This is a genomic window from Paraburkholderia sp. EB58, assembly GCF_050436665.1.
Taxonomy (GTDB): Bacteria; Pseudomonadota; Gammaproteobacteria; order Burkholderiales; family Burkholderiaceae; genus Paraburkholderia.
In genome coordinates this window covers 72,479-96,775 of sequence record NZ_JBNDMQ010000033.1, presented here as the reverse complement: position 1 = coordinate 96,775, position 24,297 = coordinate 72,479, and the positions used below count along the sequence as shown (strand labels likewise).

22 protein-coding genes are annotated in these 24,297 nt (G+C 62.8%); 10 read left to right on the top strand and 12 right to left on the bottom strand.

The window, feature by feature from the left end; genetic code table 11:
- Positions 1 to 63 precede the first annotated feature (63 nt).
- The 3 genes from P3T40_RS34530 to P3T40_RS34520 all read right to left on the bottom strand — a co-directional run bounded on the left by P3T40_RS34530 (position 64) and on the right by P3T40_RS34520 (position 2,272).
- Positions 64 to 510, bottom strand: a complete 447-nt coding sequence (locus P3T40_RS34530; RefSeq protein WP_429272196.1) for a GatB/YqeY domain-containing protein — start codon at positions 508 to 510, stop codon at positions 64 to 66.
- Positions 511 to 746: 236 nt separating this feature from the next.
- Positions 747 to 959 carry a 30S ribosomal protein S21 gene (gene rpsU / locus P3T40_RS34525; protein WP_074266548.1) on the bottom strand — a complete coding sequence of 71 codons (213 nt, stop codon included), beginning with the start codon at positions 957 to 959 and terminating at the stop codon, positions 747 to 749.
- 98 nt (positions 960 to 1,057) lie between these two features.
- Entirely contained in the window at positions 1,058 to 2,272 is a 1,215-nt protein-coding gene (locus tag P3T40_RS34520; RefSeq protein ID WP_429272195.1) for an NAD(P)/FAD-dependent oxidoreductase, read from the bottom strand.
- 145 nt (positions 2,273 to 2,417) lie between these two features.
- Here P3T40_RS34520 and tsaD point away from each other — a divergent pair, with 145 nt between their 5' ends.
- Positions 2,418 to 3,446, top strand: a complete 1,029-nt coding sequence (tsaD, locus tag P3T40_RS34515) for a tRNA (adenosine(37)-N6)-threonylcarbamoyltransferase complex transferase subunit TsaD (protein ID WP_429272194.1) — start codon at positions 2,418 to 2,420, stop codon at positions 3,444 to 3,446.
- Between the two features lie 125 nt (positions 3,447 to 3,571).
- Here the strand turns inward: tsaD and folE2 are convergent, their stop codons facing one another.
- The 4 genes from folE2 to P3T40_RS34495 all read right to left on the bottom strand — a co-directional run bounded on the left by folE2 (position 3,572) and on the right by P3T40_RS34495 (position 7,835).
- The gene (gene folE2, locus P3T40_RS34510; RefSeq protein ID WP_429272193.1) at positions 3,572 to 4,381 is read right to left on the bottom strand and encodes a GTP cyclohydrolase FolE2; all 810 of its coding nucleotides are present in this window, start codon (positions 4,379 to 4,381) and stop codon (positions 3,572 to 3,574) included.
- Between the two features lie 274 nt (positions 4,382 to 4,655).
- Entirely contained in the window at positions 4,656 to 6,563 is a 1,908-nt protein-coding gene (gene dxs / locus P3T40_RS34505; RefSeq protein ID WP_429272192.1) for a 1-deoxy-D-xylulose-5-phosphate synthase, read from the bottom strand.
- 85 nt (positions 6,564 to 6,648) lie between these two features.
- Positions 6,649 to 7,530 (bottom strand): polyprenyl synthetase family protein, encoded by an 882-nt coding sequence (locus P3T40_RS34500; protein WP_429272191.1) that lies wholly within the window; start codon positions 7,528 to 7,530, stop codon positions 6,649 to 6,651.
- Positions 7,527 to 7,835, bottom strand: coding sequence for an exodeoxyribonuclease VII small subunit (locus P3T40_RS34495; protein ID WP_429272190.1), 309 nt, complete (start codon positions 7,833 to 7,835; stop codon positions 7,527 to 7,529). Before P3T40_RS34495 ends, P3T40_RS34500 begins: the two co-directional genes overlap by 4 nt.
- 287 nt (positions 7,836 to 8,122) lie before the next feature.
- Between P3T40_RS34495 and P3T40_RS34490 the strand changes: the two genes are divergently transcribed.
- Positions 8,123 to 9,229 (top strand): aromatic ring-hydroxylating oxygenase subunit alpha, encoded by a 1,107-nt coding sequence (locus P3T40_RS34490; protein WP_429272189.1) that lies wholly within the window; start codon positions 8,123 to 8,125, stop codon positions 9,227 to 9,229.
- Positions 9,230 to 9,388: 159 nt separating this feature from the next.
- Positions 9,389 to 10,258, top strand: a complete 870-nt coding sequence (locus tag P3T40_RS34485; RefSeq protein WP_429272188.1) for a sulfurtransferase — start codon at positions 9,389 to 9,391, stop codon at positions 10,256 to 10,258.
- Positions 10,259 to 10,317: 59 nt separating this feature from the next.
- Here P3T40_RS34485 and P3T40_RS34480 read toward each other — a convergent pair whose 3' ends face one another.
- The 3 genes from P3T40_RS34480 to polA all read right to left on the bottom strand — a co-directional run bounded on the left by P3T40_RS34480 (position 10,318) and on the right by polA (position 15,663).
- Complete coding sequence (locus P3T40_RS34480) at positions 10,318 to 11,190, bottom strand: dienelactone hydrolase family protein (RefSeq protein ID WP_429272187.1); 873 nt, start codon at positions 11,188 to 11,190, stop codon at positions 10,318 to 10,320.
- 201 nt (positions 11,191 to 11,391) lie between these two features.
- Complete coding sequence (locus P3T40_RS34475) at positions 11,392 to 12,744, bottom strand: NAD(P)/FAD-dependent oxidoreductase (protein WP_429272186.1); 1,353 nt, start codon at positions 12,742 to 12,744, stop codon at positions 11,392 to 11,394.
- 165 nt (positions 12,745 to 12,909) lie between these two features.
- Positions 12,910 to 15,663: a DNA polymerase I gene (gene polA / locus P3T40_RS34470; RefSeq protein WP_429272207.1), complete on the bottom strand. Its 2,754-nt coding sequence runs from the start codon at positions 15,661 to 15,663 to the stop codon at positions 12,910 to 12,912.
- 1 nt (position 15,664) lies between these two features.
- On the opposite strand from polA, the gene P3T40_RS34465 reads away from it, so the two are divergent.
- Positions 15,665 to 16,408 carry a TIGR00730 family Rossman fold protein gene (locus P3T40_RS34465; RefSeq protein WP_429272185.1) on the top strand — a complete coding sequence of 248 codons (744 nt, stop codon included), beginning with the start codon at positions 15,665 to 15,667 and terminating at the stop codon, positions 16,406 to 16,408.
- A gap of 84 nt (positions 16,409 to 16,492) precedes the next feature.
- Here the strand turns inward: P3T40_RS34465 and P3T40_RS34460 are convergent, their stop codons facing one another.
- Positions 16,493 to 17,392 (bottom strand): transcriptional regulator GcvA, encoded by a 900-nt coding sequence (locus tag P3T40_RS34460; protein ID WP_429272184.1) that lies wholly within the window; start codon positions 17,390 to 17,392, stop codon positions 16,493 to 16,495.
- A 97-nt stretch (positions 17,393 to 17,489) separates the two neighbouring features.
- Here P3T40_RS34460 and P3T40_RS34455 point away from each other — a divergent pair, with 97 nt between their 5' ends.
- The gene (locus P3T40_RS34455) at positions 17,490 to 18,071 is read left to right on the top strand and encodes a chromate transporter (RefSeq protein WP_429272183.1); all 582 of its coding nucleotides are present in this window, start codon (positions 17,490 to 17,492) and stop codon (positions 18,069 to 18,071) included.
- A complete protein-coding gene (locus tag P3T40_RS34450; RefSeq protein WP_429272182.1) occupies positions 18,068 to 18,598 on the top strand; it encodes a chromate transporter in 531 nt (176 codons plus the stop codon). Before P3T40_RS34455 ends, P3T40_RS34450 begins: the two co-directional genes overlap by 4 nt.
- Positions 18,599 to 18,696: 98 nt before the next feature.
- Here the strand turns inward: P3T40_RS34450 and P3T40_RS34445 are convergent, their stop codons facing one another.
- Positions 18,697 to 20,223 (bottom strand): AMP nucleosidase, encoded by a 1,527-nt coding sequence (locus P3T40_RS34445; protein ID WP_429272181.1) that lies wholly within the window; start codon positions 20,221 to 20,223, stop codon positions 18,697 to 18,699.
- A 198-nt stretch (positions 20,224 to 20,421) separates the two neighbouring features.
- On the opposite strand from P3T40_RS34445, the gene P3T40_RS34440 reads away from it, so the two are divergent.
- From P3T40_RS34440 to P3T40_RS34425, 4 genes are all read left to right on the top strand, one after another.
- Positions 20,422 to 20,817: a hypothetical protein gene (locus P3T40_RS34440; RefSeq protein WP_429272180.1), complete on the top strand. Its 396-nt coding sequence runs from the start codon at positions 20,422 to 20,424 to the stop codon at positions 20,815 to 20,817.
- 170 nt (positions 20,818 to 20,987) lie between these two features.
- Positions 20,988 to 21,983, top strand: a complete 996-nt coding sequence (locus P3T40_RS34435) for a homoserine kinase (protein WP_429272179.1) — start codon at positions 20,988 to 20,990, stop codon at positions 21,981 to 21,983.
- Positions 21,974 to 22,780, top strand: coding sequence for a BPSS1780 family membrane protein (locus P3T40_RS34430; RefSeq protein WP_429272178.1), 807 nt, complete (start codon positions 21,974 to 21,976; stop codon positions 22,778 to 22,780). Before P3T40_RS34435 ends, P3T40_RS34430 begins: the two co-directional genes overlap by 10 nt.
- Positions 22,781 to 24,280, top strand: coding sequence for a cryptochrome/photolyase family protein (locus tag P3T40_RS34425; protein WP_429272177.1), 1,500 nt, complete (start codon positions 22,781 to 22,783; stop codon positions 24,278 to 24,280). It abuts the gene before it with no gap.
- Positions 24,281 to 24,297 lie beyond the last annotated feature (17 nt).

Genomic DNA, 24,297 nt, shown 5'->3' with positions numbered 1-24,297 from the left:
AAAGCCTGAAGGCTGCGCGGCCAGCCCGTCGAGGAGCGGGCCGCAAAGACCGGGAAAACCGCATTACTTCGCGAGCGCAGCCTTGACCAGCCCGGACACGGCGGTCATGTCGGCACGGCCCGCGAGCTTCGGCTTGAGCACGCCCATCACCTTGCCCATGTCCTGCGGGCCGGTGGCGCCGGTTTGCGCGACCGCGGCCTGCACTTCGGTGGCGATCTCCGCGTCGGACAGCTGCTCCGGCATATAGGCCGAGAGAATGGTGAGCTCGGCGCTTTCCTTCTCGACCAGGTCGGTGCGGCCTGCGGCCTCGAACTGGCTGATCGAGTCTTTGCGCTGCTTGATCATCTTGTCGATGACCGCGGTGATGGCGGTGTCGTCGAGCACGATGCGCTCGTCGACTTCACGCTGCTTGATCGCGGCGAGCAGCAGACGGATGGTGCCGAGACGCTCGGTTTCGCGGGCCCGCATGGCGGCCTTCATGTCGTCGTTGATCCGATCCTTGAGACTCATTACTCACCTGAATGCGTTGGAATGTAAAAAGATCTGGCCATGCTCCGTGCATCAACACAAAAACCCGCTTGGGACTGCTTCCTCAAGCGGGTTGGCGCGCGTGTTTTGCACGAATGCGCGGAGTAGATGCGGCTTGACCAGGTGGCCTTGAAGGCCAGGTTGTTCGCACGGGGCAGCATCTCGTGCCGCCACCGGTTGCGTGCCGACGCTCCGTAGGAACCGCAGCGACGTCAGAATCAATAAAACTTCTTTGGCAACATCTGGCTACGCAGCCGTTTGAAGTGGCGCTTCACCGCCGATGCCTTCTTGCGCTTGCGCTCAGCCGTGGGCTTTTCGTAAAACTCGCGCGCTCGCAGTTCAGTCAACAGACCGTTCTTCTCGATCGTGCGTTTGAAGCGGCGCATTGCGACTTCAAATGGCTCGTTTTCTTTTACGCGGATGATCGTCATTTTTCAATAACGGAACTTCGTAAAGGTTGGGGAGTATAGCAGACCTTTCTCATAAAGAGACGCCCGCGTCAAGCCCCCTGGGGCCAGTTCACGCCTGCTCAAGCCCTGGCGTACTCCGCGGCCGCCTGGCCTGCCGCCACGCCCGAGGCCCACGCCCACTGGAAATTGTAACCGCCCAGCCAGCCGGTCACGTCGACCGCCTCGCCGATGAAATACAGGCCGGGCACGCGGGCGCTCATCATTGTCGATGACGACAGATCGCGCGTATCGATCCCGCCGCGCGTCACCTCGGCCTTGCGGTAGCCTTCGGTGCCGTTTGGCGTGAGCGTCCAGCGCGACAGCGCCTCACCAATGCGGCGCAGGGCCTTGTCCGGCAGGTCGGCGATGCGCGCCTCCGCCGGAATCTGATGCGTCTCCAGCCAGACGTGGGCGAGCCGCGTCGGCACCCATTCGGCCAGCAGGTTGGCAATCTGCCGTTTGGTGCTGGTTTTCGCTTCCAACAGCGCGGTGGCGGCGTCCCGCTCCGGCAGCAGGTTGATGTGGATCGGCTCGCCGGGCTGCCAGTAGCTCGAAATCTGCAGGACGCCCGGCCCGGACAGCCCGCGATGCGTGAGCAGCAGGTCTTCGACGAACTCGGCGTCAGCTTTCTTGCTGCCCGTCCCGATTTGAACCTCTAGCGAGACGCCTGAGAGCGCCGAAAACGGCTCCCAGTCGGCAGCAGCGAAAGTAAGCGGCACGAGAGCCGGACGAGTGTCGATCAGCTTGTGGCCGAACTGCTTGGCCAGCCGATAGGCGAAATCCGTCGCACCGATCTTCGGAATCGACAGGCCGCCCGTCGCCACCACCAGCGCCCGGGTGCGGATCGGGCCGGCATGGGTGTCAAGGGTGAAGCCCTCCGCTGCATCCTGGCGTACGTGCTCGACGGCCAGCGGCCTGCGCCATGCGACGCCGCCGGCATCGCACTCGCTTTTCAGCACGTCAATGACCGCGTCGCTCGACTGATCGCAGAACAACTGCCCTTTGTGCTTCTCGTGCCATGTGACGTGATAGCGCTTGAGCAGCGCCATGAAGTCGCGCGGCGTGTAGCGCGCGAGCGCCGAGCGGCAGAAATGGGGATTCGCCGACAGGTAATTCGCCGGTCCCGCGTACAGATTCGTGAAGTTGCAGCGGCCGCCGCCGGAAATGCGGATTTTTTCCGCGAGGCGCGGCGCGTGGTCGATCAGCGCGACGCGCCGCCCGAGTTGCCCGGCGACCGCCGCGCACATCATGCCGGCTGCGCCCGCGCCGATGACCGCGATATCGAAGGATTCCATGGCGCGCATTGTACCTGCGGCCCCTCCCCCGCACTGCTATACTTTCAGGCTCGCCTTTTCACTTTTTAGGGCGCCTGAACATACGCGCAAGTCCAAGCGGACAGCCATTCAGCCGCATGTTGCCGCGCCCTTCGGCCCTCGAATCATGCTCGTTCTCGGCATCGAAAGCTCCTGCGACGAAACCGGTCTCGCGCTCTACGACACGGAGCGCGGCCTGCTTGCGCACGCGCTGCACTCGCAGATTGCGATGCATCGGGAGTACGGCGGCGTCGTGCCGGAACTCGCGTCGCGCGACCATATTCGGCGCGCGCTGCCGCTGCTCGAAGAGGTGCTTGAGCGTGCCGGCACGGCGCGCGGCGAGATCGACGCGATTGCCTACACGCAAGGCCCGGGACTGGCTGGCGCGCTGCTCGTGGGTGCCAGCATTGCCAATGCGCTCGCCATGGCGTGGGACAAGCCCACCATCGGCATTCACCACCTCGAGGGGCATTTGCTGTCGCCGCTGCTGGTCGACGAACCGCCGCCGTTTCCGTTCGTAGCGCTGCTGGTATCGGGTGGCCACACGCAATTGATGCGCGTCACAGACGTGGGCGTGTACGAGACGCTTGGCGAGACCCTCGACGACGCCGCCGGCGAAGCCTTCGACAAGACCGCCAAACTGCTCGGCCTTGGCTATCCGGGCGGTCCGGAAGTCTCGCGGCTGGCGGAATTCGGCACGCCCGGGGCGGTCGTTCTGCCGCGCCCTATGCTGCATTCTGGGGACCTCGATTTCAGCTTCAGCGGCTTGAAGACCGCCGTACTGACGCATGTGAAGAAATTGGGCGGCGCAAATATCTGCGAACAGGCCAAAGCCGACCTCGCGCGTGGTTTTGTCGATGCCGCCGTCGATGTGCTGGCAGCCAAATCGCTGGCCGCGCTCAAGAAGACGGGGCTCAAGCGGCTGGTGGTCGCAGGCGGGGTGGGCGCCAACCGGCAGTTGCGCGAGGCGCTCTCCGCTGCGGCGAAGAAGCGTGGTTTCGATGTGCATTACCCGGATCTCGCGCTGTGCACCGACAACGGCGCAATGATCGCGCTCGCCGGCGCACTACGGCTGCAGCGCTGGCCGGACCAATCGGGCAAGGACTACGCGTTCACGGTCAAGCCGCGCTGGGATCTGACCTCGCTCGCGCGCTGAGCGGTTCGCGCGGCGGTGAAACGCAAGAGCACGGTTGGCGGGCGACGAAGTATCGGACGAAAAAACATGCCACACAACACAACGGCCGCTTAAGCGGCCGTTGTCACGTCATAGCAAAGCGTTGCTCAGCGAGCCGCCCGTTTGTCATGCTCAATCACAGCATAAGCACTGTGATTGTGGATCGATTCGAAATTCTCGGCTTCGAGCACATACGCGACGATCCGCGCATCCGCGTTCAGACGCTGCGCCACATCGCGCACCAGGTCTTCAACGAACTTCGGATTCTCATACGCGCGCTCGGTGACGAACTTCTCGTCCGGCCGCTTCAGCAAACCCCACAACTCACACGATGCCTCTTCTTCGGCAATCCGAATCAGATCTTCCACCGGCACGTCATCAGTCAGCTCAGCGTTGATCGTCACATGCGAGCGCTGATTGTGCGCGCCGTATTGCGAGATCTTCTTCGAGCACGGGCACAGGCTCGTGACCGGCACCAACACCTTCAGGAACAGGCGCGTCACGCCGTTGCGGGTATCGCCCGTCAGCGTCACTTCGTAGTCCAGCAGACTTTGTACGCCCGACACCGGCGCGGTCTTGTTGACGAAGTACGGGAACGACACTTCGATCCTGCCTGCTTCGGCTTCGAGCTTCTCGAGCATCGCCGCCAGCATCGTGCGGAACGTCGACGGCTCGAGCGGCGCCTTGTTCTCTTCAAGGAGCGCCACGAAGCGCGACATGTGCGTGCCCTTCTGTTCGGCGGGGAGGTGGACGTCGAGGTTCCACATACCGACCGTCGGCTGCACGTCGCCGCCCTGCGTGCGCACCGTCAGCGGATGACGCACGGCCTTCACGCCGACCCGTTGAATCGGGATCTGGCGGATGTCGACCGTACTCTGCACGTCGGGCATCACAAAGGCGGGATTCATCTGATTCATCTTCTTGTCCTTTAGAAAGCGCCGGGCCGCCCCAGGTTTTCAGCTCCGCAGGAAGTCCCTTTGGGACTGCCTGCTGCGGGCCCGTCGCAAAGCGACAGTTGGGGTGCTCAGCCGCCGGGCGGATCGACGCGCGCAACGGCGAACGCCGGCTGAGGCCGGCGTTGCATGATGGGCCCGAGGGCCCATCGATTCAAGTTGGAGATTGCTATAGCCGCGATAGCGCCCGCAACCCGCGGGCGCCCGGCCCGGCCCTACGACGCGCTCACTGACGCTGTTAAGCGACGCGCTTGACCGACTTGCCTGCAGCGCCGGTGGCGTGATCCAGGAAGCGTTCGCGAATCGACTTCGCAATGCCCGCGCCGTCCAGACCGCACTCCACGAGCAGCTTGGCCGGATCCCCATGATCAATGAAACGATCGGGGAGGCCCAATTGTAGTACGGGCCGCATAACCCCACTGGCGAGCAGGGCTTCGACGCAGGCCGAACCCGCGCCGCCCATCACACAGCCTTCTTCGACCGTGACGAGGTAGTCGTGGCTCTCAGCCAGTTGGCGCACCAGATCGGCATCGAGCGGCTTCACAAAGCGCATGTTCGCCACGGTGGCGTCCAGTTGCTCCGCGGCTGCCAGCGACGGTGCGACCATCGTGCCGAACGCCAGAATCGCGATCCGCTTGCCGGCCGGCTGCGCGGTTTCGCGGCGCACTTCGCCCTTGCCCAGCGGCAGCGCGGCCATTTGCTTGACCGTTGCCACGCCCGTACCGGCGCCGCGCGGATAGCGCACTGCCGACGGGCCCGGCTGCTGCAGTGCCGTGTAGAGCATCTGACGGCATTCGTTTTCGTCCGACGCGGCCATCACCGTCATGTTCGGGATGCAGCGCATGAACGCCAGATCGTAGGCGCCCGCATGCGTCGCGCCGTCGGCGCCGACCAGACCGGCACGGTCGATTGCGAAGACCACCGGCAGGTTCTGCAGGGCGACGTCGTGGATCAACTGGTCATAGGCGCGCTGCAAGAACGTGGAGTAGATCGCCACGACCGGCTTCATGCCTTCGGCGGCGAGGCCGCCAGCGAACGTCACCGCGTGCTGCTCGGCAATGCCGACGTCGAAGTAGCGGTCCGGGAAGCGCTTTTCGAACTCCACCATGCCCGAGCCTTCGCGCATGGCCGGCGTAATGCCGACGACGCGCGAGTCGAGCTCCGCCGCGTCGCACAACCATTCGCCGAAAACGTGCGTGTACGTCTTCTTCGAAGGCGCCGTGGACGGCTTGATACCTTCAGCCGGATTGAACTTGCCCGGGCCGTGGTACAGCACGGGATCTGCTTCAGCCAGCTTGTAGCCCTGGCCCTTCTTGGTCACCACGTGCAGGAATTGCGGACCGCGCAGTTCCTTGATGTTCTGCAGCGTCGGGATCAGCGAATCGAGGTCGTGACCGTCGATCGGGCCGATATAGTTGAAACCGAACTCTTCGAACAACGTAGCCGGCACGATCATGCCCTTCGCGTGCTCTTCGAGCTTGCGGGCGAGGTCGAGCATGGGCGGCGCGACGCGCAGCACGCGCTCCACACCGGCACGCGCTGCGGCATAGAAGCGGCCCGACATCAGGCGCGCCAGATGGCGATTCAGCGCGCCCACCGGCGGCGAAATCGACATGTCGTTATCGTTCAGGATCACGAGCAGCGGCACGTCGTCTTCAACGCCCGCGTTGTTCATGGCTTCGAACGCCATGCCAGCCGTCATCGCGCCGTCGCCGATCACGGCGATACCCATGTTGTTCTCGCCTTGCAACTTGCTGGCGATAGCCATCCCAAGCGCAGCGGAGATCGACGTGCTGGAGTGCGCCGTGCCGAACGTGTCGTACTCCGACTCGTCACGCTTCGGGAAGCCCGAGATGCCGCCGTACTGACGCAGCGTGTGCATCTGATCGCGGCGACCAGTCAGGATCTTGTGCGGATAGGTCTGATGGCCGACATCCCAGACGATCCGGTCGCGCGGCGTGTCGAACACATAGTGCAGCGCAATCGTCAGTTCGACCGTGCCAAGATTCGACGATAGGTGTCCGCCCGTCTGCGAGACGCTGTCGAGCACGAAGGCACGCAACTCGTCTGCAAGCGGTTGCAATTGGCGGCGATCGAGGCGGCGCAGGGCCGACGGGTCGTCGATGGTTTTCAGCAAGTCGTACATCGTCGTTCCATTGTAGGAAAACTTACGCGCCCGCACTTCATTCACGCATCCATTTCTTCGGACGCGCGGCGGCGGGCTTTCGCGTTTAGCTAACCCGGTTCACCACCAGATCAGCCAGTTCGGCAAGACGCTGCGCACGCGCGCCAAATGGCGCAATCGCAGCGTGGGCATCGGTGCTCAGTTGCGCGGCGAGTTCGCGCGACGCCTCGAGCCCAATAATCGACACGTAGGTCGGCTTGCCGTCCTTCGCGTCTTTGCCTGCCGTTTTGCCGAGCGTCGCGGAATCAGTCGTGACGTCCAGAATATCGTCCACCACCTGAAACGCGAGGCCCACCGCGGCCGCGTACGCGTCGAGCGAACGCATTGCGTCCGCGCTGGGCGTTTCGCCAGCCAGTGCGCCCATGCGCACCGAAGCGCGCAGCAGCGCGCCGGTCTTCATGCGGTGCATCGTTTCGAGCTGCGGCCGCGTCAGCGTATGTCCGACGCTCGCCAGATCGATGGCCTGGCCGCCGGCCATGCCGATCGAGCCGCTCGCCAGCGCCAGCTCCCGCACCAGTGCGGCTTGTTGCGCAGGCGCCAGCACATCGGCCGTCAGCGCAACAAATGCCTGCGATTGCAGCGCGTCGCCAACCAGCAGCGCGGTCGGTTCATCATACTTAACGTGCACCGTGGGCTTGCCGCGACGCAACGCGTCGTCGTCCATACACGGCATGTCGTCATGCACCAGCGAGTAGACGTGGATCATCTCCAGCGCCGCCGCTGCCGCGTCGAGGCATTCGGCGCGTGCGCCCGTCAGTTCCCCTGCCGCATGGCACAGCAACGGGCGCACCCGTTTGCCGCCGCCCAGCACCGCATAGCGCATCGCGTCGTGCAGTTGCGCCGGTTCAACCGAAGCCGCCGGCAAATAGTGTTCTAGTGCTGTCTCGACACGCCCAAGTACCGAGTGCATCCATTGTTCGAAAGTCATAGGTCGTCCCCGCTCTCAGTAGCGGTTGTGCCTGCGCCACTCATGGGCAGCGGCTTGAGGGTCTCGCCGTCGAGTACCCGCACCTGCTGCTCGACCTTTTCCAGTTGCTGCTGGCAAAACGTCACGAGGGCCGCGCCGTGCCGGTAGGCGGACAGCGACTCCTCGAGGCTCAGACTGCCGCCTTCCATCCGCGCAACCAGGCCTTCCAGCTCAGCCAGCGCCGCTTCGTAGTTCTCGGGCAGCGGTGTGCCGTCAGCGCCCTCAGCGGCCGTTGCAGCGGTATCTTTCGATGCGGTCTTCGCCATGAATGGTCGCAAAATTAAAACAAGTCGGACATTCTACGGCAAAAGCGACTAAACCGATCCGCTTGCCGCCCTCCGCCCCGCCTGCTTCCCTTACGCCCCACCCAGAGCCTGACAGAAAAAAATCCTTTTTGCTCCACGAAAACAGTGAACCAACTTCACAATTTTGACCCAAATCAGACACTTAGTCGCCCCAAGGAGGGGCAAACGGGTATAATCGCGGGCTCCCTAAATCGAAACCTTCGATGGTTGGGTTGTTCACTGCTTTCACGTCTTCATCGGGAGTGGGAATGTCCAATCTGAGCAATGCATTGCAGTTGCGGTCTGTTCACAGCCAGCTGCCAGTCACGGCTTACTTTGACGATGCGCTTCTAACGCGCGAAATCGAAACCCTTTTCAAGAAAGGTCCTCGCTACGTCGGGCACGAACTCATGGTGCCGGATGCGGGGGATTATTTTGCCTTGCCCAGCGAGAGCGAGGGGCGTGTGCTCGTCCGTAACAAGCAGTCACAAGTCGAGCTGCTGTCGAACGTGTGCCGCCACCGGCAAGCCATCATGCTCAACGGCCGCGGCCAGGCGGAAAACATCGTCTGCCCCCTGCATCGCTGGACGTATGATCTGAACGGCCAACTCCTCGGTGCACCGCATTTCGCAGACAACCCCTGCCTGAATCTCGGCGCTACGCCGCTGCAGAACTGGCAAGGGCTGCTGTTCGAAGCCCAGGGGCGCGATGTCGCCAAGGATCTGGCGCGGCTCGGCACCAAGCAGCATTTCGACTTCTCGAACTTCATGTTCGACCACGTCGAAGTCCACGAATGCAACTACAACTGGAAGTCCTTCATCGAGGTCTACCTCGAGGACTACCACGTCGCGCCGTTCCATCCGGGCCTCGGCAGCTTCGTCAACTGCGACGATCTGACCTGGGAGTTCGGCGACTGGTACAGCGTGCAGACCGTGGGCGTCCACAAGGATCTGGAGCAGCCGGGCAGCCCGACCTATCGCAAGTGGCACGACGAAGTGCTGCGCTTCCGCGACGGCAAGACGCCCGAGTTCGGCGCAATCTGGATGGTGTACTACCCCGGCATCATGATCGAGTGGTACCCGCACGTGCTGGTCGTGTCATGGCTCATTCCGCGCGGCGCGCAGAAAACCACGAATGTCGTGGAGTTCTACTATCCCGAGGAAATTGCGCTGTTCGAGCGTGAATTCGTCGAAGCCGAACGTGCTGCGTACATGGAAACGGCGCGTGAAGACGACGAGATCGCCGAGCGCATGGACGCCGGCCGCCGTGCGCTGATGGAGCGCGGCGAGTCGCAGGTCGGACCGTATCAGAGCCCGATGGAAGACGGCATGCAGCACTTCCACGAGTTCCTGCGGCGCGAACTCGGCACGATCTGAACGGCGCAACCGCCGTACAGCCTGCGGGCTCAGAGCAATCACAGAAAGACGGGCTTCGGCCCGTCTTTTTTTGTTTAGACTAACAACATCATTCGGTCGAACTGCTTGAGCGCGTCTGGTTGTTGGCTCGGGCCGTGCCGAAATCGCTCAGGAGCCGTCATGCCACATACCCACTACACCACCCTGATCTCCGCGGCGAACCTCGCTGAACGGCTCACCGCTGTGCCTGGCAGCGTATTTGTGATCGACTGCCGTTTCGATCTGGCGGACACGGAAGCCGGCGAAAAAGCCCACGCGGCCGGCCACTTGCCGGGTGCGCAGTATCTGCATCTGGATCGTGACCTGTCGAGCGCGAAGACCGGTACTAATGGCCGCCATCCGCTGCCGGACCGCGCGAAGCTCGCCGCCATGCTGGCCGCGCGCGGCCTCAAGCAGGGTCAGCAGGTTGTTGCCTACGATGCGCAAGGTGGCATGTATGCCGCGCGCGCCTGGTGGCTGCTGCGCTGGCTGGGTCACGATGCGGTTGCCTTGCTCGACGGTGGGCTGCAAGCCTGGCAAGCGGCCGGCCACCCGCTGACGCAGGATGTTGCGCCGCAAAGCCCCGGCGACTTCAAAGCCGGCGCGCCACTGGCGGTCACGTTCGACGTCCAGGCCGTGGAGCGCAATCTGAATACGCATGACCGGGTGGTGATCGACGCGCGGGCCGCAGACCGGTATCGCGGTGAGAACGAGACGCTTGACCGGGTCGGTGGGCACATTCCGGGCGCGCTGAACCGCTTCTTCAAAGACAATCTGACGCCCGACGGGCGGTTCAAGCCGGCTCATTCGTTACGAGAAGAATTCCAGGGATTGTTGCCTGGAATCGCACCGGATCGCGTCGTGCTGCAATGCGGTTCCGGGGTGACAGCCTGCGTCAACGCGCTGGCGATGGAAGTCGCCGGCCTGCATGGCGCGGCGCTTTACGCGGGATCGTGGAGCGAGTGGTCGTCCGATCCGGCACGGCCGGTTGCGACCGGACCGAATCCGTAACGGCGCAGGGCGGGCCGGCGGTATTGCCGGCCGCTTCGATGGGGTAGCCGCCGCAGCGCCTACGCCACGCCGTGCTGCTTGAACCAGACCAGCGCGCGGCGCCAGCCGTCTTCCGCATCAGCCTTTTTGTAGCTGGGCCGGTAATCCGCAAAGAACGCATGCCCTGCATCGTCGTAGACGACGAACTGCGAGCCGCGTCCCCCTTCAGGTCCCTGCGCGATCGCCTGCTTCATCTGCGCGAGCGTGTCCTGCGGAATGCTCTGATCTTGCAGGCCGTAGAGCCCCAACACCGGTACCTGAAGGTCTGCCACCCGATCGATCGGATTGGCCGGTGTGTTGGCCGTGTGGTTGCCCGCCACCCGCCCGTACCAGGACACCGCCGCTTTCACATGCGGATTGTGCTCGGCGTACAACCAGGTGATCCGGCCACCCCAGCAGAATCCATTGACGCCCAGCCGCTTCAGGTCGCCGCCGTGTTCGCCGGCCCAGGCCACGGTGGCGTCGAGATCGGCCAGAGCCTCCTCGTCAGGCACCTTGCTGAGCAGTTGTGCGTCCAACTGCTGGATCGTCGGATACGCCGACGCGTCACCTTCGCGCACAAAGAGATCCGGCGCGATCGCTAGATAACCGAGCTTGGCGAACCGCCGGCAGACGTCGGCAATATGCTCATGTACGCCGAACGCCTCGTGCACGACGATGATCACGGGCAGGTGCGTCTTGCCCAAAGGTTGCGCGCGATAGGCCGGCACGAGGGTGTCGCCTGAATGCACGGCCACTTCGCCCGCTTCGAGGCCGTCGCTATCCGTGTGGATGGTTTGCGCCGACACCGGCAACACGGCAGCGGCAAATCCGGTGCCGAGCGCTGCCTTGATGAACGTGCGTCGATTGAAAGGAACGTGCGGGACCAGGCAGTCGACTTCAGGTTTCAGCATGCGGCACTCCTTGAATGAAGGGCAACAAAGGACGAACGGCTGTGAATGGCGGTAGACAATAGGACGAACGGCAACAGGATACGCTCGTGCGCAATCCCGTTGCAGAAGCCTGGTGAACCCCGATGCCATGCCGGGCGGCGGCGCCGGAAAAGCCGCTGATAACGTCTGAACCCCGCACACCACCTACCGCAGCACCACTCCTCAGTGCAGCTTCACCCGCGGCAGCGTCGTGCGGCGCAGCCAATGCGCGAAGGTATCGAGCACCATCCGCGCGTAGCCATGCAGCGCGGCAATGTGCAGCCGGTACAGCGACATGTACATGAAACGCGCAAAAAGCCCCTCGATCAGCATGTTGCCGCCGATCACCCCGCCCATCAGGTTGCCCACCGCGCTGAAATGGCCGAGCGAAACCAACGAGCCGAAGTCCCGATAGGTGAACTCCGGCAGCGGCTGACCCCCGAGCCTCGCAGCAAGCGCCTTCAGCAGGAAGCTCGCCTGCTGGTGAGCGGCCTGCGCCCGCGGCGGCACGTTGCGTTCGTTGCCGGGCCACGGGCAGGCGGCGCAATCGCCGAGCGCGAAAACATTGTCGTCGACCTCGGTCTGCAGCGTACGGCGCACGATCAATTGGCCGAGCCGGTTGACCGGCAAGCCGTCGAGCTGACTCAGGATCGCTGGCGCCTTGATGCCTGCGGCCCATACCGTCAAGTCGGCGCGAATCGTCTTGCCGCTCGCGGTGCGCACGAGGCCCGGCGCAACTTCGGCCACTGTCTCGCCGGTCATCAGCTTGACGCCCAGCTTCGTCAGCAGCTCCGCCGTGGCGGTGGACACCCGCTCCTGCAAGGCCGGCAAGATTCGCGGCCCAGCCTCGATCAGCACAATGCCGACGTCGTGGCGCGGATCAAGCTTATGCAGCCCATACGCGGACAACACCTGAGCCGTATTGCGTAATTCCGCAGACAATTCGACCCCCGTCGCTCCACCGCCGACAATCGCCACCTGGATACGCGGCTCCGTCGACGGCACAGACACGTCATGCACCGGCTCCACCGGTTCGTGCACCTGATGCTCGGCGCGCATGCAAGCCGCGATCAGGCGTTTGCGAAAGCGCTCGGCCTGACCGACCGTGTCGAGCGCGAGCGAATACTCCGGCGCGCCCTGGACGCCGAAGAAATGCGTCGTACTGCCGATGGCAATCACCAGCGTGTCATAGTCGAGCACACGCTGCGGCAACAACTCCGCACCGTCATCATCGATGACCGGCCCGAGCGTGATGCGCTTCGCTGCCCGGTCGAGCCCGGCTAGCTCACCCTGCTGAAACTCAAAGCCATGCCAGCGCGCCTGCGCGGCATATTCGAGTTCCTGCGTGAATGGGTCCATGCTGCCGGCGGCAACCTCGTGCAGCAGCGGCTTCCAGATATGGGTTGGATTACGATCGACGAGCGTGACCTGCGCGCGCACCTCGCCCTTGTTCTTGTGTGGGGCATAGCGGTCGCCAAGACGCGTCGCCAGTTCCAGCCCTCCCGCACCTCCACCAACGACGATAAAACGATGCATCGTAGTTCTCCGTGTTTGCCGATCGGTTGTGCGTCGAGACGGTCTACGTCATCCCTGTAGGAGCCGTCCGTCAGAGATTGTCCGCGAGCAGTACGGTTTGCCACAAGCCATCCAGGCGCATGTGTGACATGCGCACGACGATATCGCTCCAGCCTCAGGTCTGCGTCAATGTGCCTCTTCCCAATTGGCGCCAGCTCCCACTTCTGCGACCAGCGGCACTTTCAGCGCGGCAACGCCGCACATCAGTTCGGGCAAACGCTTGCGTACCTCGGATAGTTCGCTGTCCGGCACTTCGAGGATCAATTCGTCGTGCACCTGCATGATCATTCGCGTGCCGGTGTTCGAGGCTTCGAGCCAGTCCTGCACGGCGATCATCGACTTCTTGATCAGATCGGCGGCGGTACCCTGCATCGGTGCGTTGATCGCAGCGCGCTCCGCGGCCTGGCGTCGCGGCCCATTGCCACCGTTGATTTCCGGCAGCCACAGACGACGACCGAACACAGTTTCGACGTAGCCCTTCGACTTCGCGCTTGCGCGGGTTTCGTCCATGTAGCTCGCGACGCCGGGATAGCGCGCAAAGTAGCGGTCGATATAAAGCTTCGCCGCATCGCGCGTAATACCCAGGTTTGCGGCCAGACCGAATGCGCTCATGCCGTAGATCAGGCCGAAGTTGATCACCTTCGCCACTCGACGCTGGTCGCTCGACACTTCGAGCGGCGTCACGCTGAAGATTTCCGCCGCGGTCGCGCGGTGGATGTCCTCGCCCTGCGCGAATGCGCGCAACAACGACGCATCACCGGAAATGTGCGCCATGATGCGCAGCTCGATCTGCGAGTAATCCGCAGAGACGAGCTTGTGACCCGGCGGCGCAATGAACGCCTCGCGAATGCGGCGCCCTTCCGCGGTCCGCACAGGGATGTTCTGCAGGTTCGGATCGTTCGAGGCGAGCCGTCCGGTGACCGCCACGGCCTGCGCATAGTTGGTATGCACGCGGCCCGTCTGCGCGTTGACCATGCGCGGCAGCTTGTCGGTATAGGTGGACTTCAGCTTCGACAGGCCGCGATGCTCGAGCAACAGCTTCGGCAACGGATAATCTTCGGCCAGCTTTTGCAGTACTTCTTCATCGGTGGACGGCGCGCCGCTCGGGGTCTTCTTGACTACCGGCAACTGCAGCTTCTCGAAGAAGATCTGCCCAATCTGCTTGGGCGAGCCGAGATTGAATTCTCCGCCGGCCAGCGTATAGGCTTCCGTTTCGAGCTCAATCAGGCGGGTGGCGATTTCATTGCTTTGCAGTCGCAACTTCTCCGCGTCGATCAGCACGCCGGTGCGCTCCATCTTGCGCAAGACGCGTGAAGTGGGGACTTCGATGTCGCTGTAGACGCGCTTCAAACCCTCGTCTGCCGCCACTTGCGGATACAAGGCCTGATGCAGACGCAACGTGATATCCGCGTCTTCTGCTGCGTATTCGGCGGCCTGAGCAAGGGCGACCTCATCGAAACCAATCTGCCCCGCGCCCTTGCCCGCCACCTCTTCGTACTTGATCGTCTTGATGCCGAGATGTCGCAGCGCGAGGCTATCCATGTCATGCGTACGATGCGACTCCAGCACATACGATTGCAGCAACGTATCGTGCTCGATACCGTCCATTACGATGCCGTAGTTGGCGAGCACCTGTTCGTCGTACTTCATATGCTGGCCGACCTTCTTGTGATCAGCGCTTTCGAGCCACGGCTTCAACTTCGCGAGCACTTCGTCGCGCGGCAGTTGCACCGGATGGTCCGGCCCACGATGTCCAACCGGAATATAAGCGGCAGAGTTAGGCTCGACCGACAACGAAATGCCGACGAGTTGCGCCAGCATCGGATCGAGTGCAGTAGTTTCAGTATCGAAGGCGGTGATCTCGGCAGCAGTGATCTTCGCGAGCCACGTATCGAACTGTTCCCACGTCTGTACAGTGTCGTAGTGACGCTCGCCGTCGATCACCGGTGCGACGTCTTCGCCCGCACCCGGGCCTTCCACCACCTCGGCCACTTCAACTTCACGCAGCCACGTCTTGAAGCCGTGACGCGCGAAGATATCGCGTAGTTCATCGCGCGCTTCGGCGCGGCTTGCCAGACTCTCTTCGATACACGTGAGATGCGGCGTCATATCGCATGCCGTATCCACGGTCACGAGCTTGCGCGCCATGGGCAGAAAATCCAGCGCCTTACGCAGATTGTCTCCTACCGCACCCTTGATTTCGTTCGCGTGTGCGACGATGCCATCGAGCGTTTCGTATTGCGTGAGCCACTTGACCGCGGTCTTGGGACCACACTTCTCGACACCGGGCACATTGTCGACGGTATCGCCGATCAACGACAGGTAATCGACGATGCGCTCCGGCGGCACGCCGAATTTAGCCAGGACGCCGGCACGGTCGAGCGTCTCGTTGGTCATCGTATTGATGAGGGTGACATGATCCGTCACAAGCTGCGCCAGATCCTTGTCCCCCGTCGAGACGATCACCTTCATACCGCGCTTTTCCGCAGCGACGCTCAACGTGCCGATCACGTCATCGGCTTCGACGCCGTCGATCATCAGCAACGGCCAGCCGAGCGCACGCACCGCGACATGGATTGGCTCGATCTGCTGCGCGAGGTCTTCGGGCATCGACGGGCGGTTCGCCTTATAGTCGGGATACCAGTCGTCGCGAAACGTTTTGCCCTTGGCGTCGAACACGCACGCGCTATACTCTGCTGTAACTTCCTTGCGCATGCGCCGCAGCATGTTGATGATCCCGTACAGCGCACCCGTAGGTCCGCCATCGGGTCCGCGCAGATCAGGCATCGCATGGTAGGCCCGGTACAGATAACTCGAACCGTCAACCAGTAGCAGGGTCTTACCTTCCAGCTCAGCTTCCAGGATTCGTTCTTCAGGCATTATGAACAAGAGAAAAGTGATTCCGAGTCTGCGATCGCTCGCAGATCAAGAGCGCGCAACGGCCAAGAAGGCCCGCGCATCGTGGCAGATGTTCACGATTATGGCAGAGTTTATCGAGGCGACCGAGTACCTCTCGGAGATTCGCCCGGCCGTCAGCATCTACGGTTCGGCGCGCCTGAAACCGAACTCGCCGTATTACAAACTGGCCACGCAGATCGCGCGCAAGCTGTCGGACGCGGGCTTTGCGGTGATATCCGGCGGCGGCCCCGGCATCATGGAAGCGGCCAACAAGGGCGCTCATGCGGGCAAGGCACCGTCAGTGGGCCTGAACATCGAACTGCCGCACGAGCAATCGGGCAACCAGTGGCAAGACATCTCGCTGCGCTTCCGTCACTTCTTCACGCGCAAGGTCACATTCGTGAAGAACTCGGATGCGGTAATCGTGATGCCTGGCGGCTTCGGCACGCTGGATGAACTCGCCGAAGTGCTCACGCTCATTCAGACCAAGAAGTCGCGCCATGTGCCGATCATTCTGGTGGGCGGCGAGTTCTGGAAGGGTCTGCTCGGCTGGTTCAAGGAATCGTTGGTGCCGATGGGTCTCATCAATCCGGACGACATGAACCTGATGCAGGTGATCGACGATCCGGACCAGGTGCTCGAAGCGGTGCTGAAGTTCTACGAAGACCGCGACGAGGCAGAACCGCATCCTGCGAAGTCCGATGAAGACCGGATGTTCTATCTGTAACGCCTGAGGTTGTAACGCGTGATGTGATTCGACGAAGCCGCGCGGCGCGCCGCCGCCCGGCTTTGTACGTGTGGGCGGCGCCCTTCAGGCGCGCTCAACCTCATCGGCCTGATCGCCCTGCTCCTGCAGCCAGCGGCAAAACTGCTCGACCGGCGGCGCATGCGCCACTTCGCGCCGCGCGACCCACCAATAACCACGCGCGTCGATACGCGGACCTTCGAGCGGCATCACGAGCCTGCCCGAAGCCAACTCATCTGCGAGCATCGGCACTGGCCCCAGCGCAACGCCGAGTCCATCCACCGCTGCTTGCAACGCCAGATAGAAGTGATCGAACGACTGCTTCTTGCGGCATTTCGCCTTCACACCAGCCGCGGTCAGCCAGTTGCGCCACGCGTCCGGCCTCGTATCCGAATGCAGCAACACATGACGCGCGAGATCGTCGGCCACCTTGATCGGCGAGCGCTGCAATAGCGCAGGACTGCACACCGGCAACTCGGTTTCGCCCAGGAAATGTCCACTCACGCAGTTCGGCCAATGCGCCGGGCCGCGCCGGACTGCCACGTCATAGCCATCAAGTATCTCGATCGGCGTATTCGAGGTCGACAGCCGCAGTTCCACGTTGGGCATCTTGCGCTGAAACTGATTGAGCCGCGGCAGTAGCCATTTCATGGCGAAAGTGGGCAGGGCGTTAATGCGCAGCACATGCACCACGCCGGTGTCGCGTAGTTGGCTCGTCGCGAGGGAAATACTGTCGAACGCAGCCTGGACGGTCGCCAGATAGCGGCGGCCGTCGTCCGTGAGACGCACGCGCTTGCCGATGCGGTGAAATACCTGCACGCCGACCCACGCCTCGAAGGCCGCGACTTGCCGGCTGATTGCACCGTGTGTCACATGCAATTCGTTCGCCGCCGCGGTGAAACTGTCGTGCCGTGCCGCAGCTTCGAAGGCGCGCAGCGCCGGAAAGGGAGGAAGATTTCGAGCCATGCTTGTGATTCTAGATCACAAGGAACCGCCCGAGAAATCGTTTTGCCCGACGACAAAACGGCGTTAACCTCCCAGCATGAACAAGACGGCTCGTAACATGAACTCAAACCTCACCTCAGCGCAAACCGGGGCCGACGCCGGCCTTGCACCACCGCCCAGCGTCACCGAGATCTTCGGCGGCTTTCTCGGCCTCGGGCTGATCTCGTTCGGTGGCGCGCTGCCGCTCGCGCGGCGCGCGATCGTCGAGCAGCGCCGCTGGCTCTCCGCCTCCGACTTCACCGACCTGCTGGGCCTGTGCCAGTTCCTGCCAGGCGGCAACGTGATCAACCTGTCAGTGGCGATCGGCATGCGCTTTCGCGGGTTGCCTGGCGCGCTCGCGGGCCTGCTCGGACTGATCGCGGGTCCGTCGCTGGTTGTGATCGGCCTGGGCGTACTGTACGAACACACGCAAAATGATCCGCACATCCGCCATCTGTTTGCAGGCCTCGCCGCTGCCGCGGCCGGACTGCTGATCTCGATGGCAGTGAAGATCGTGCTGCCGCTGTGGCGCAAGCCTGCCGCAGCGACCATCGCCACGCTGGGCTTTCTGGCGATCGCGCTGCTGCGCTTTCCGTTGCTGCCCACGATGCTGGTCCTGACACCCCTGAGCATCTATCTCGCGTCGAGGACCGCACGATGACCGACACGCTGATCTCACTCGCCATCATTTTCTGCCAGTTGTCGCTGCTGGCTTTCGGCGGCGGCAACACGATTCTGCCGGAGATGCAACGTCAGGTGGTCGACGTGCATCACTGGATGCCCGCCAGCGAGTTCAGCGCGCTTTTCGCGCTTGCACAGGCCGCTCCGGGTCCGAACCTGATGGTCGTAACCCTGGTGGGTTGGCACGTGGCGGGCTGGGCGGGGATGCTGGTAACTTCGGTGGCGAAGTTCGGGCCGTCGTCGATCGTGACGATCCTCGCGATGAAGGCGTGGGAGCGCTTCAAGGACCGGCCGTGGCGGCGCTATGCGCAAGCGGGCTTGGTGCCCGTGACCGCGGGGCTCGTGGCCGCGAGTGCGGCGCTAATCGCACATGCGTCGGACACGACGCTGATCGCATGGGCAATCACCGCGGTTTGCGCGGTGCTTGCGGTTAAGACCCGCATCCACCCGTTGTGGCTGCTGGCGGCCGGGAGCCTGATTGGGTTGACCGGCTTCGGGCAGTTCTAGTTCTCCACGGCGCAGTCGGGTTTCGACCGGCCTGGAACCGCCCGTGAAGCCGGCGGCTTACTTGCCAGCTTGTTCGCCTTGCTCGCTTGCTTGCCGCATTACTGGAACGCCACTTCCGCAAAGCTGCGCAGCTTGCGGCTATGCAAACGGTGCAAACCATTCATGCGCAGCAACTCCATCGCCTTGACGCCGATCTGCAGATGCTGATCGACCTGCGCCCGATAGAACTGGTCCGCCATACCCGGCAGCTTCAGTTCGCCATGCAAGGGCTTGTCCGAGACGCAAAGTAAGGTGCCGTAAGGCACGCGGAACCGGAAACCGTTTGCCGCAATCGTCGCACTCTCCATATCCAGCGCAATCGCGCGGCTTTGCGACAGCCGCTGCACCGGCTCGCGATGATCGCGCAGTTCCCAGTTGCGGTTGTCGACGCTCGCCACCGTGCCGGTGCGCATGACGCGCTTCAGTTCGACGCCATCCAACTGGGTCACCTGCGCGACCGCGCGCTCCAGCGCCACCTGCACTTCTGCGAGCGCCGGAATCGGCACCCACAACGGCAGATCGTCGTCGAGCACGTGATCTTCGCGCACATAACCGTGCGCCAGCACGTAGTCGCCGAGGCGCTGCGTGTTACGCAGACCGGCACAGTGACCGAGCATGATCCATGCATGCGGACGCAGCACGGCAATGTGATCGGTGATCGTCTTCGCGTTGGAGGGACCCACGCCGATGTTGATCATCGTGATACCGCTGCCGTCGGCGCGCTTCAGATGATACGCAGGCATCTGCGGCAGACGCGGCGGCGCCGTGCCTTCGACCTCCTGCTCGCCAAGGTTTTCGTTGTACGTGATCACATCGCCCGGCTCGACAAACGACGTGTACTCGCTACGGTAAGCGCGCAATTCTTCGTCGTCCGTATGGGCCATCATCGTGCGGCCCAGCTTGACGAACTCGTCGATGTAGAACTGGTAGTTCGTGTACAGCACGTAATTCTGGCAATGAGTGGGCGAAGTAGCCGTGTAGTGCTTGAGCCGGTGCAGCGAAAAATCGACGCGCGCCGCCGTGAACAACGCGAGCGGATGCGGCTCGCCAGGTCCCGGTTCGTACGTGCCGTTGACGATGCGATCGTCGAGAAAGCGCAGGTCCGGTGTATCGAATACGTCACGGATGCCAAGCAACCGCTCGCGATCAAGGTCGCCTTCCAGATGAATGCCTTCCGCGAACGCGAAATGAACCGGAATAGGCTGGTCGGACACCCCCACTTCGATCTTTACATGATGGTTCTTCGCCAGCAGCCGAAGCTGCTCGCGATAATAGTTGCCGAACAGATCGGGCCGCGTCACGGTGGTTTCGAACACACCGGGGCCCGCCACGAAGCCGTACGAGCGGCGCGAATCGATATGCGTATTGACCTCGGTGCACACCCTGACGAACGGGTAGCACGCGCGCACCCGGTGTTCGAAGGGTTCATTACGCCTGTAACGCGCAAACGCGTCGCGTAAGAAAGAGGTGTTCGCTTCGTAGATGGCAGACAGATGGGTGACGGCGTCTGCCGCGTCGTCGAAGGCTTCGGTCGGGAAGTCATTGGCGGGCGTCTGCACCGCGCGCTGATTGGTGTTGTTGTTCATCTTCATTCGCCTCGATTGATGAGATGACCTTACCACGGAACCCTGAAAAATTGATCATCGGGGCCCGACCAGCCGGTCGTCTGTCAGATTGCGCGCATGCCACGCGCACAACGCGCGAAAGCAGCGCAAAATAAGGCTATCGCGCCCGTGGGCAAGGCTGGATTTGCTAGAATCGGGGCACCCTATTGGAGAATCACCATGAAGCCGCTCCTTCCCGTCGCCGTTGCGCTGGCGCTCGCCATCGCCAACACTGCGATGGCTGCCCAGCCCGTGGACGCACCGCCGCCGCCCGACAAGCACTTGTCCGCCAACGAACAGGCTGGCCTGCCGGACCTGGCTGCGATCAACCGTCCGGCCGCTGAGGTCAGCTCGAAGGTCGAGATCAACCAGCCGCGCCTGCCGAGCTTCTATGAAAAGAGCCCGAACGGCACCGAAATCACGGAATACCGCGACAAGGGCAAGCCAGTCGAAATCAACGTGCATTCGAATCTCGGTACGAGTTATCACATGGGCGCGCCGCTCGACACGTCGCCGAGCGCAAACAACAGCGGCCATCCCAGCACGCGTCTGCCGTCCGTGAGCCTGACCTACTGATTCTTACTGATCCTTTTACCCTGCGGCGGGGCGCCGGCTCGCCCCGCTCGCGCCCTGTATGACCCGTTACCCGGGCCTTCAGTCTGTTTATCCCGCTTGCCCTGATTACCCATACCTTGCCGCACTGGCCGTACCGAGCCAGCCCGACCACCTGATCCGACGTCTCCCGCATGGCTGTCTTCACCGCTGTCACCGAACCCCAACTCGCGCAATGGATGCGGCATTACGATCTCGGCGACGTCGTCGAGTTTCGCGGCATCTCGTCCGGTATTGAAAACAGCAATTTCTTTCTGACGACAACGCGCGGCGAATACGTCCTCACCATTTTCGAAAAGCTGACGGCGCAACAGCTGCCGTTCTACCTCGATCTGATGCAGCATCTGGCGGCTCACCGCGTCCCGGTGCCGGACCCGATGCCGCGCGAAGACGGCGCGCTATTCGGCATGCTGCACGGCAAGCCCGCCGCTATCGTGACGAAACTCGAAGGCGGTCCGGAACTGGCGCCGGGCGTCGAGCACTGCATCGAAGTCGGCCAGATGCTGGCGCGCATGCACCTTGCCGGGCGCGATTATCCGCGCCATCAGCCGAATCTGCGCAGCCTGCCGTGGTGGCAGGAGACCGTGCCCGCCGTGCTGCCGTTCCTCAGCGGCGCGCAGCGCGACCTGCTGTCGTCGGAGCTCGCGCATCAGGAAGCGTTTTTCGCCTCGTCCGATTACGCGGCGCTGCCCGAAGGTCCGTGCCATTGCGACCTGTTCCGCGACAACGTGCTGTTCGCCCATGCGGCGCCGGACAGCGGTCACGAGGTGCGCCTCGGCGGCTTCTTCGACTTTTATTTCGCCGGCTGCGACAAATGGCTATTCGACGTGGCGGTGACGGTCAACGACTGGTGCGTCGATCTGACCACCGGCAAGCTGGACGAGACCCGCGTCGAAGCCATGCTGCGGTCCTATCAGACCGTGCGCCCGTTCACGCCGGAAGAGAACCGTCACTGGGGTGACATGCTGCGCGCAGGCGCCTACCGCTTCTGGGTCTCGCGCCTGTATGATTTTCATATGCCGCGTGCGGCCGAACTCCTCAAGCCGCACGACCCGGGCCATTTCGAGCGCATTCTGCGCGAGCGCCTTTCTGGCGTTGCACTTCCAGGCATCCATACCTCATGCAACTAATTGAAGTTCCCGCGAAGACCGGTTATGTATGGTTCAGGCAAGGCATCTGGCTGTTCCGCAAGAACCCGCTCGCATTCCTGACGCTGTTCTTCGCGTATCTGCTGGTGATGACGCTGGTCGCACAGATCCCATACGTAGGCGGCATACTGCCGCTCGCCTTCATTCCGGGCGTCGCCGTCGGCTTCATGGCCGCCTGCCGCGACACCATCGCCGGCAAGCCGGTGTTTCCCACCATTCTGGTGGACGGCTTTCGCTCGTATGGCTCGGTCGTCGCGCGGCGTCTGCTTGCGCTGGGCGGCTTCTACGTCGTCGCCATGGGGCTGGTGCTGGCCGGCTCGGCTCTCGCCGATGACGGCATGCTGCTGAAAGTCATGCTGGGCACCACCGCCATGGAGCCCGAGACCATCCTCAACAGCAACATCATGATGGGCATCCTCGCGGCCATGGCGTTCTATATTCCGGTCGCGATGCTGTTCTGGTTCTCGCCCGTCCTCACGGCGTGGCACGATGTGCCGCCCGTCAAGGCAATGTTTTTCAGCATCGTCAGTTGCTGGCGCAACCGCGGCGCGTTCGTCGTCTTCGGTGCCTTGTGGTTTGCGGTGGAAACAACCGTGATGTTCGGCCTGACCGCGCTGATGCAGGCGCTCGGCGCCGGCGACTTCGCGGTCGCCGTGCTGATGCCCGCAACGATCATCGTCACGACGATGCTCTACTGCTCGTTCTACGCGACCTATCGCGGCTGCTTCGGCGTGCCGACTCCCGATACTCCCGATTTGCCCACCACACCGGCAAATTGAATGGCGCGCGTCCGACGCCTGAACACCCAATTCGACACCGGCCTCGTCTGGTTTCGCCGCGATCTACGCAGCACCGATCAGGCCGCGCTTTACTATGCATTGAAGCATTGCCGGCGGGTCTGGTGCGTCTTCGTATTCGACACGGCCATCCTGCAGCCGATCCTTGAGACATGGCGAGGCCGCCAGCCGGATCGCACTCCTGAAGACCGTCGCGTCGAATTCATCCTCGCCGCGCTGGAGGAATTGGACCAAGTGCTGAGGCAACGCGGCGGTGGCCTCATCGTACTGCACGATGACGCGCGCGCTGCCATCCCCGCCCTCGCGGAGCAGCTCGAAGTCGAAGCCGTCTTCACGAATCACGACTACGAGCCTGCTGCGCTCGAGCGCGACGACGCCGTGCGCGAGGTACTGGCCGAGAAGGGCCGCGAGCTGATCACGTTCAAGGATCAGGTGATCTTCGAACGCGACGAAATTCTCACAGGACAGGGCAAGTCGTTCACGGTGTTCACGCCGTACAAGAATGCGTGGCTCAAGCAACTCAACGCCTTCGATCTGAAGCCGTATCCGGTCGAGACGTATCTGTCGAACCTGGCGCCGCCGCCTGCCGCACTGGATCGTAGTCGACCAACCCTCGAGCAACTCGGATTCGCACCCAGCAACCTCGCCGACCTGAGGCTGCCTACCGGGATGAGCGGCGCCCAGCACCTGCTCGACGATTTCCTCACCCGCATCGACAGTTACGCGGACCGTCGCGACTTCCCAGCCGTCAAAGGACCCAGCTATCTCTCGATGCATCTGCGTTTCGGCACAGTGTCGATCCGCACACTGGCCCGACTCGCACACGAGTTCTCATTGCAACCGGACGGCCAAGGCGCGGTGACCTGGCTATCGGAACTGATCTGGCGGGATTTTTACTTCATGATCCTGTCGCACCATCCAAAGCTGGCGAGCGGCGCGGCGTTCAAAGCCGAGTACGACGCACTGCGCTGGGAAACCGGCCCGCACGCGGACGCGGCGTTTGCGGCGTGGTGCGAAGGACAAACCGGCTACCCGCTGGTCGATGCGGCCATGCTGCAGCTCAATCAGACGGGCTACATGCACAACCGTCTGCGCATGGTGACGGCGAGCTTTCTGGTGAAGGATTTGGGAATCGACTGGCGGCTCGGCGAACGCTATTTTGCCGAGCAATTGAATGACTTTGACTTCTCGGCGAATAACGGCGGCTGGCAGTGGGCAGCCTCAACCGGCTGCGACGCACAACCCTACTTCCGGATATTCAATCCGGTGACGCAATCGGAGAAATTCGATCCGGAGGGGCGCTTTATCAAGCGCTACCTCCCGCAACTGGCCAACGTGCCACCAAAGTGGATTCACGCGCCGTGGCTGGCAGGAGCTGACCGGCTGTCCGAGTTCGGCGTGACGCTCGAAAAGGACTACCCAGCGCCGATCGTCGACCATGCAGAAGCTAGGCAGCGCACGCTTGCGCGCTTCGGCAAGTAACGATAGTGGGCACTTAC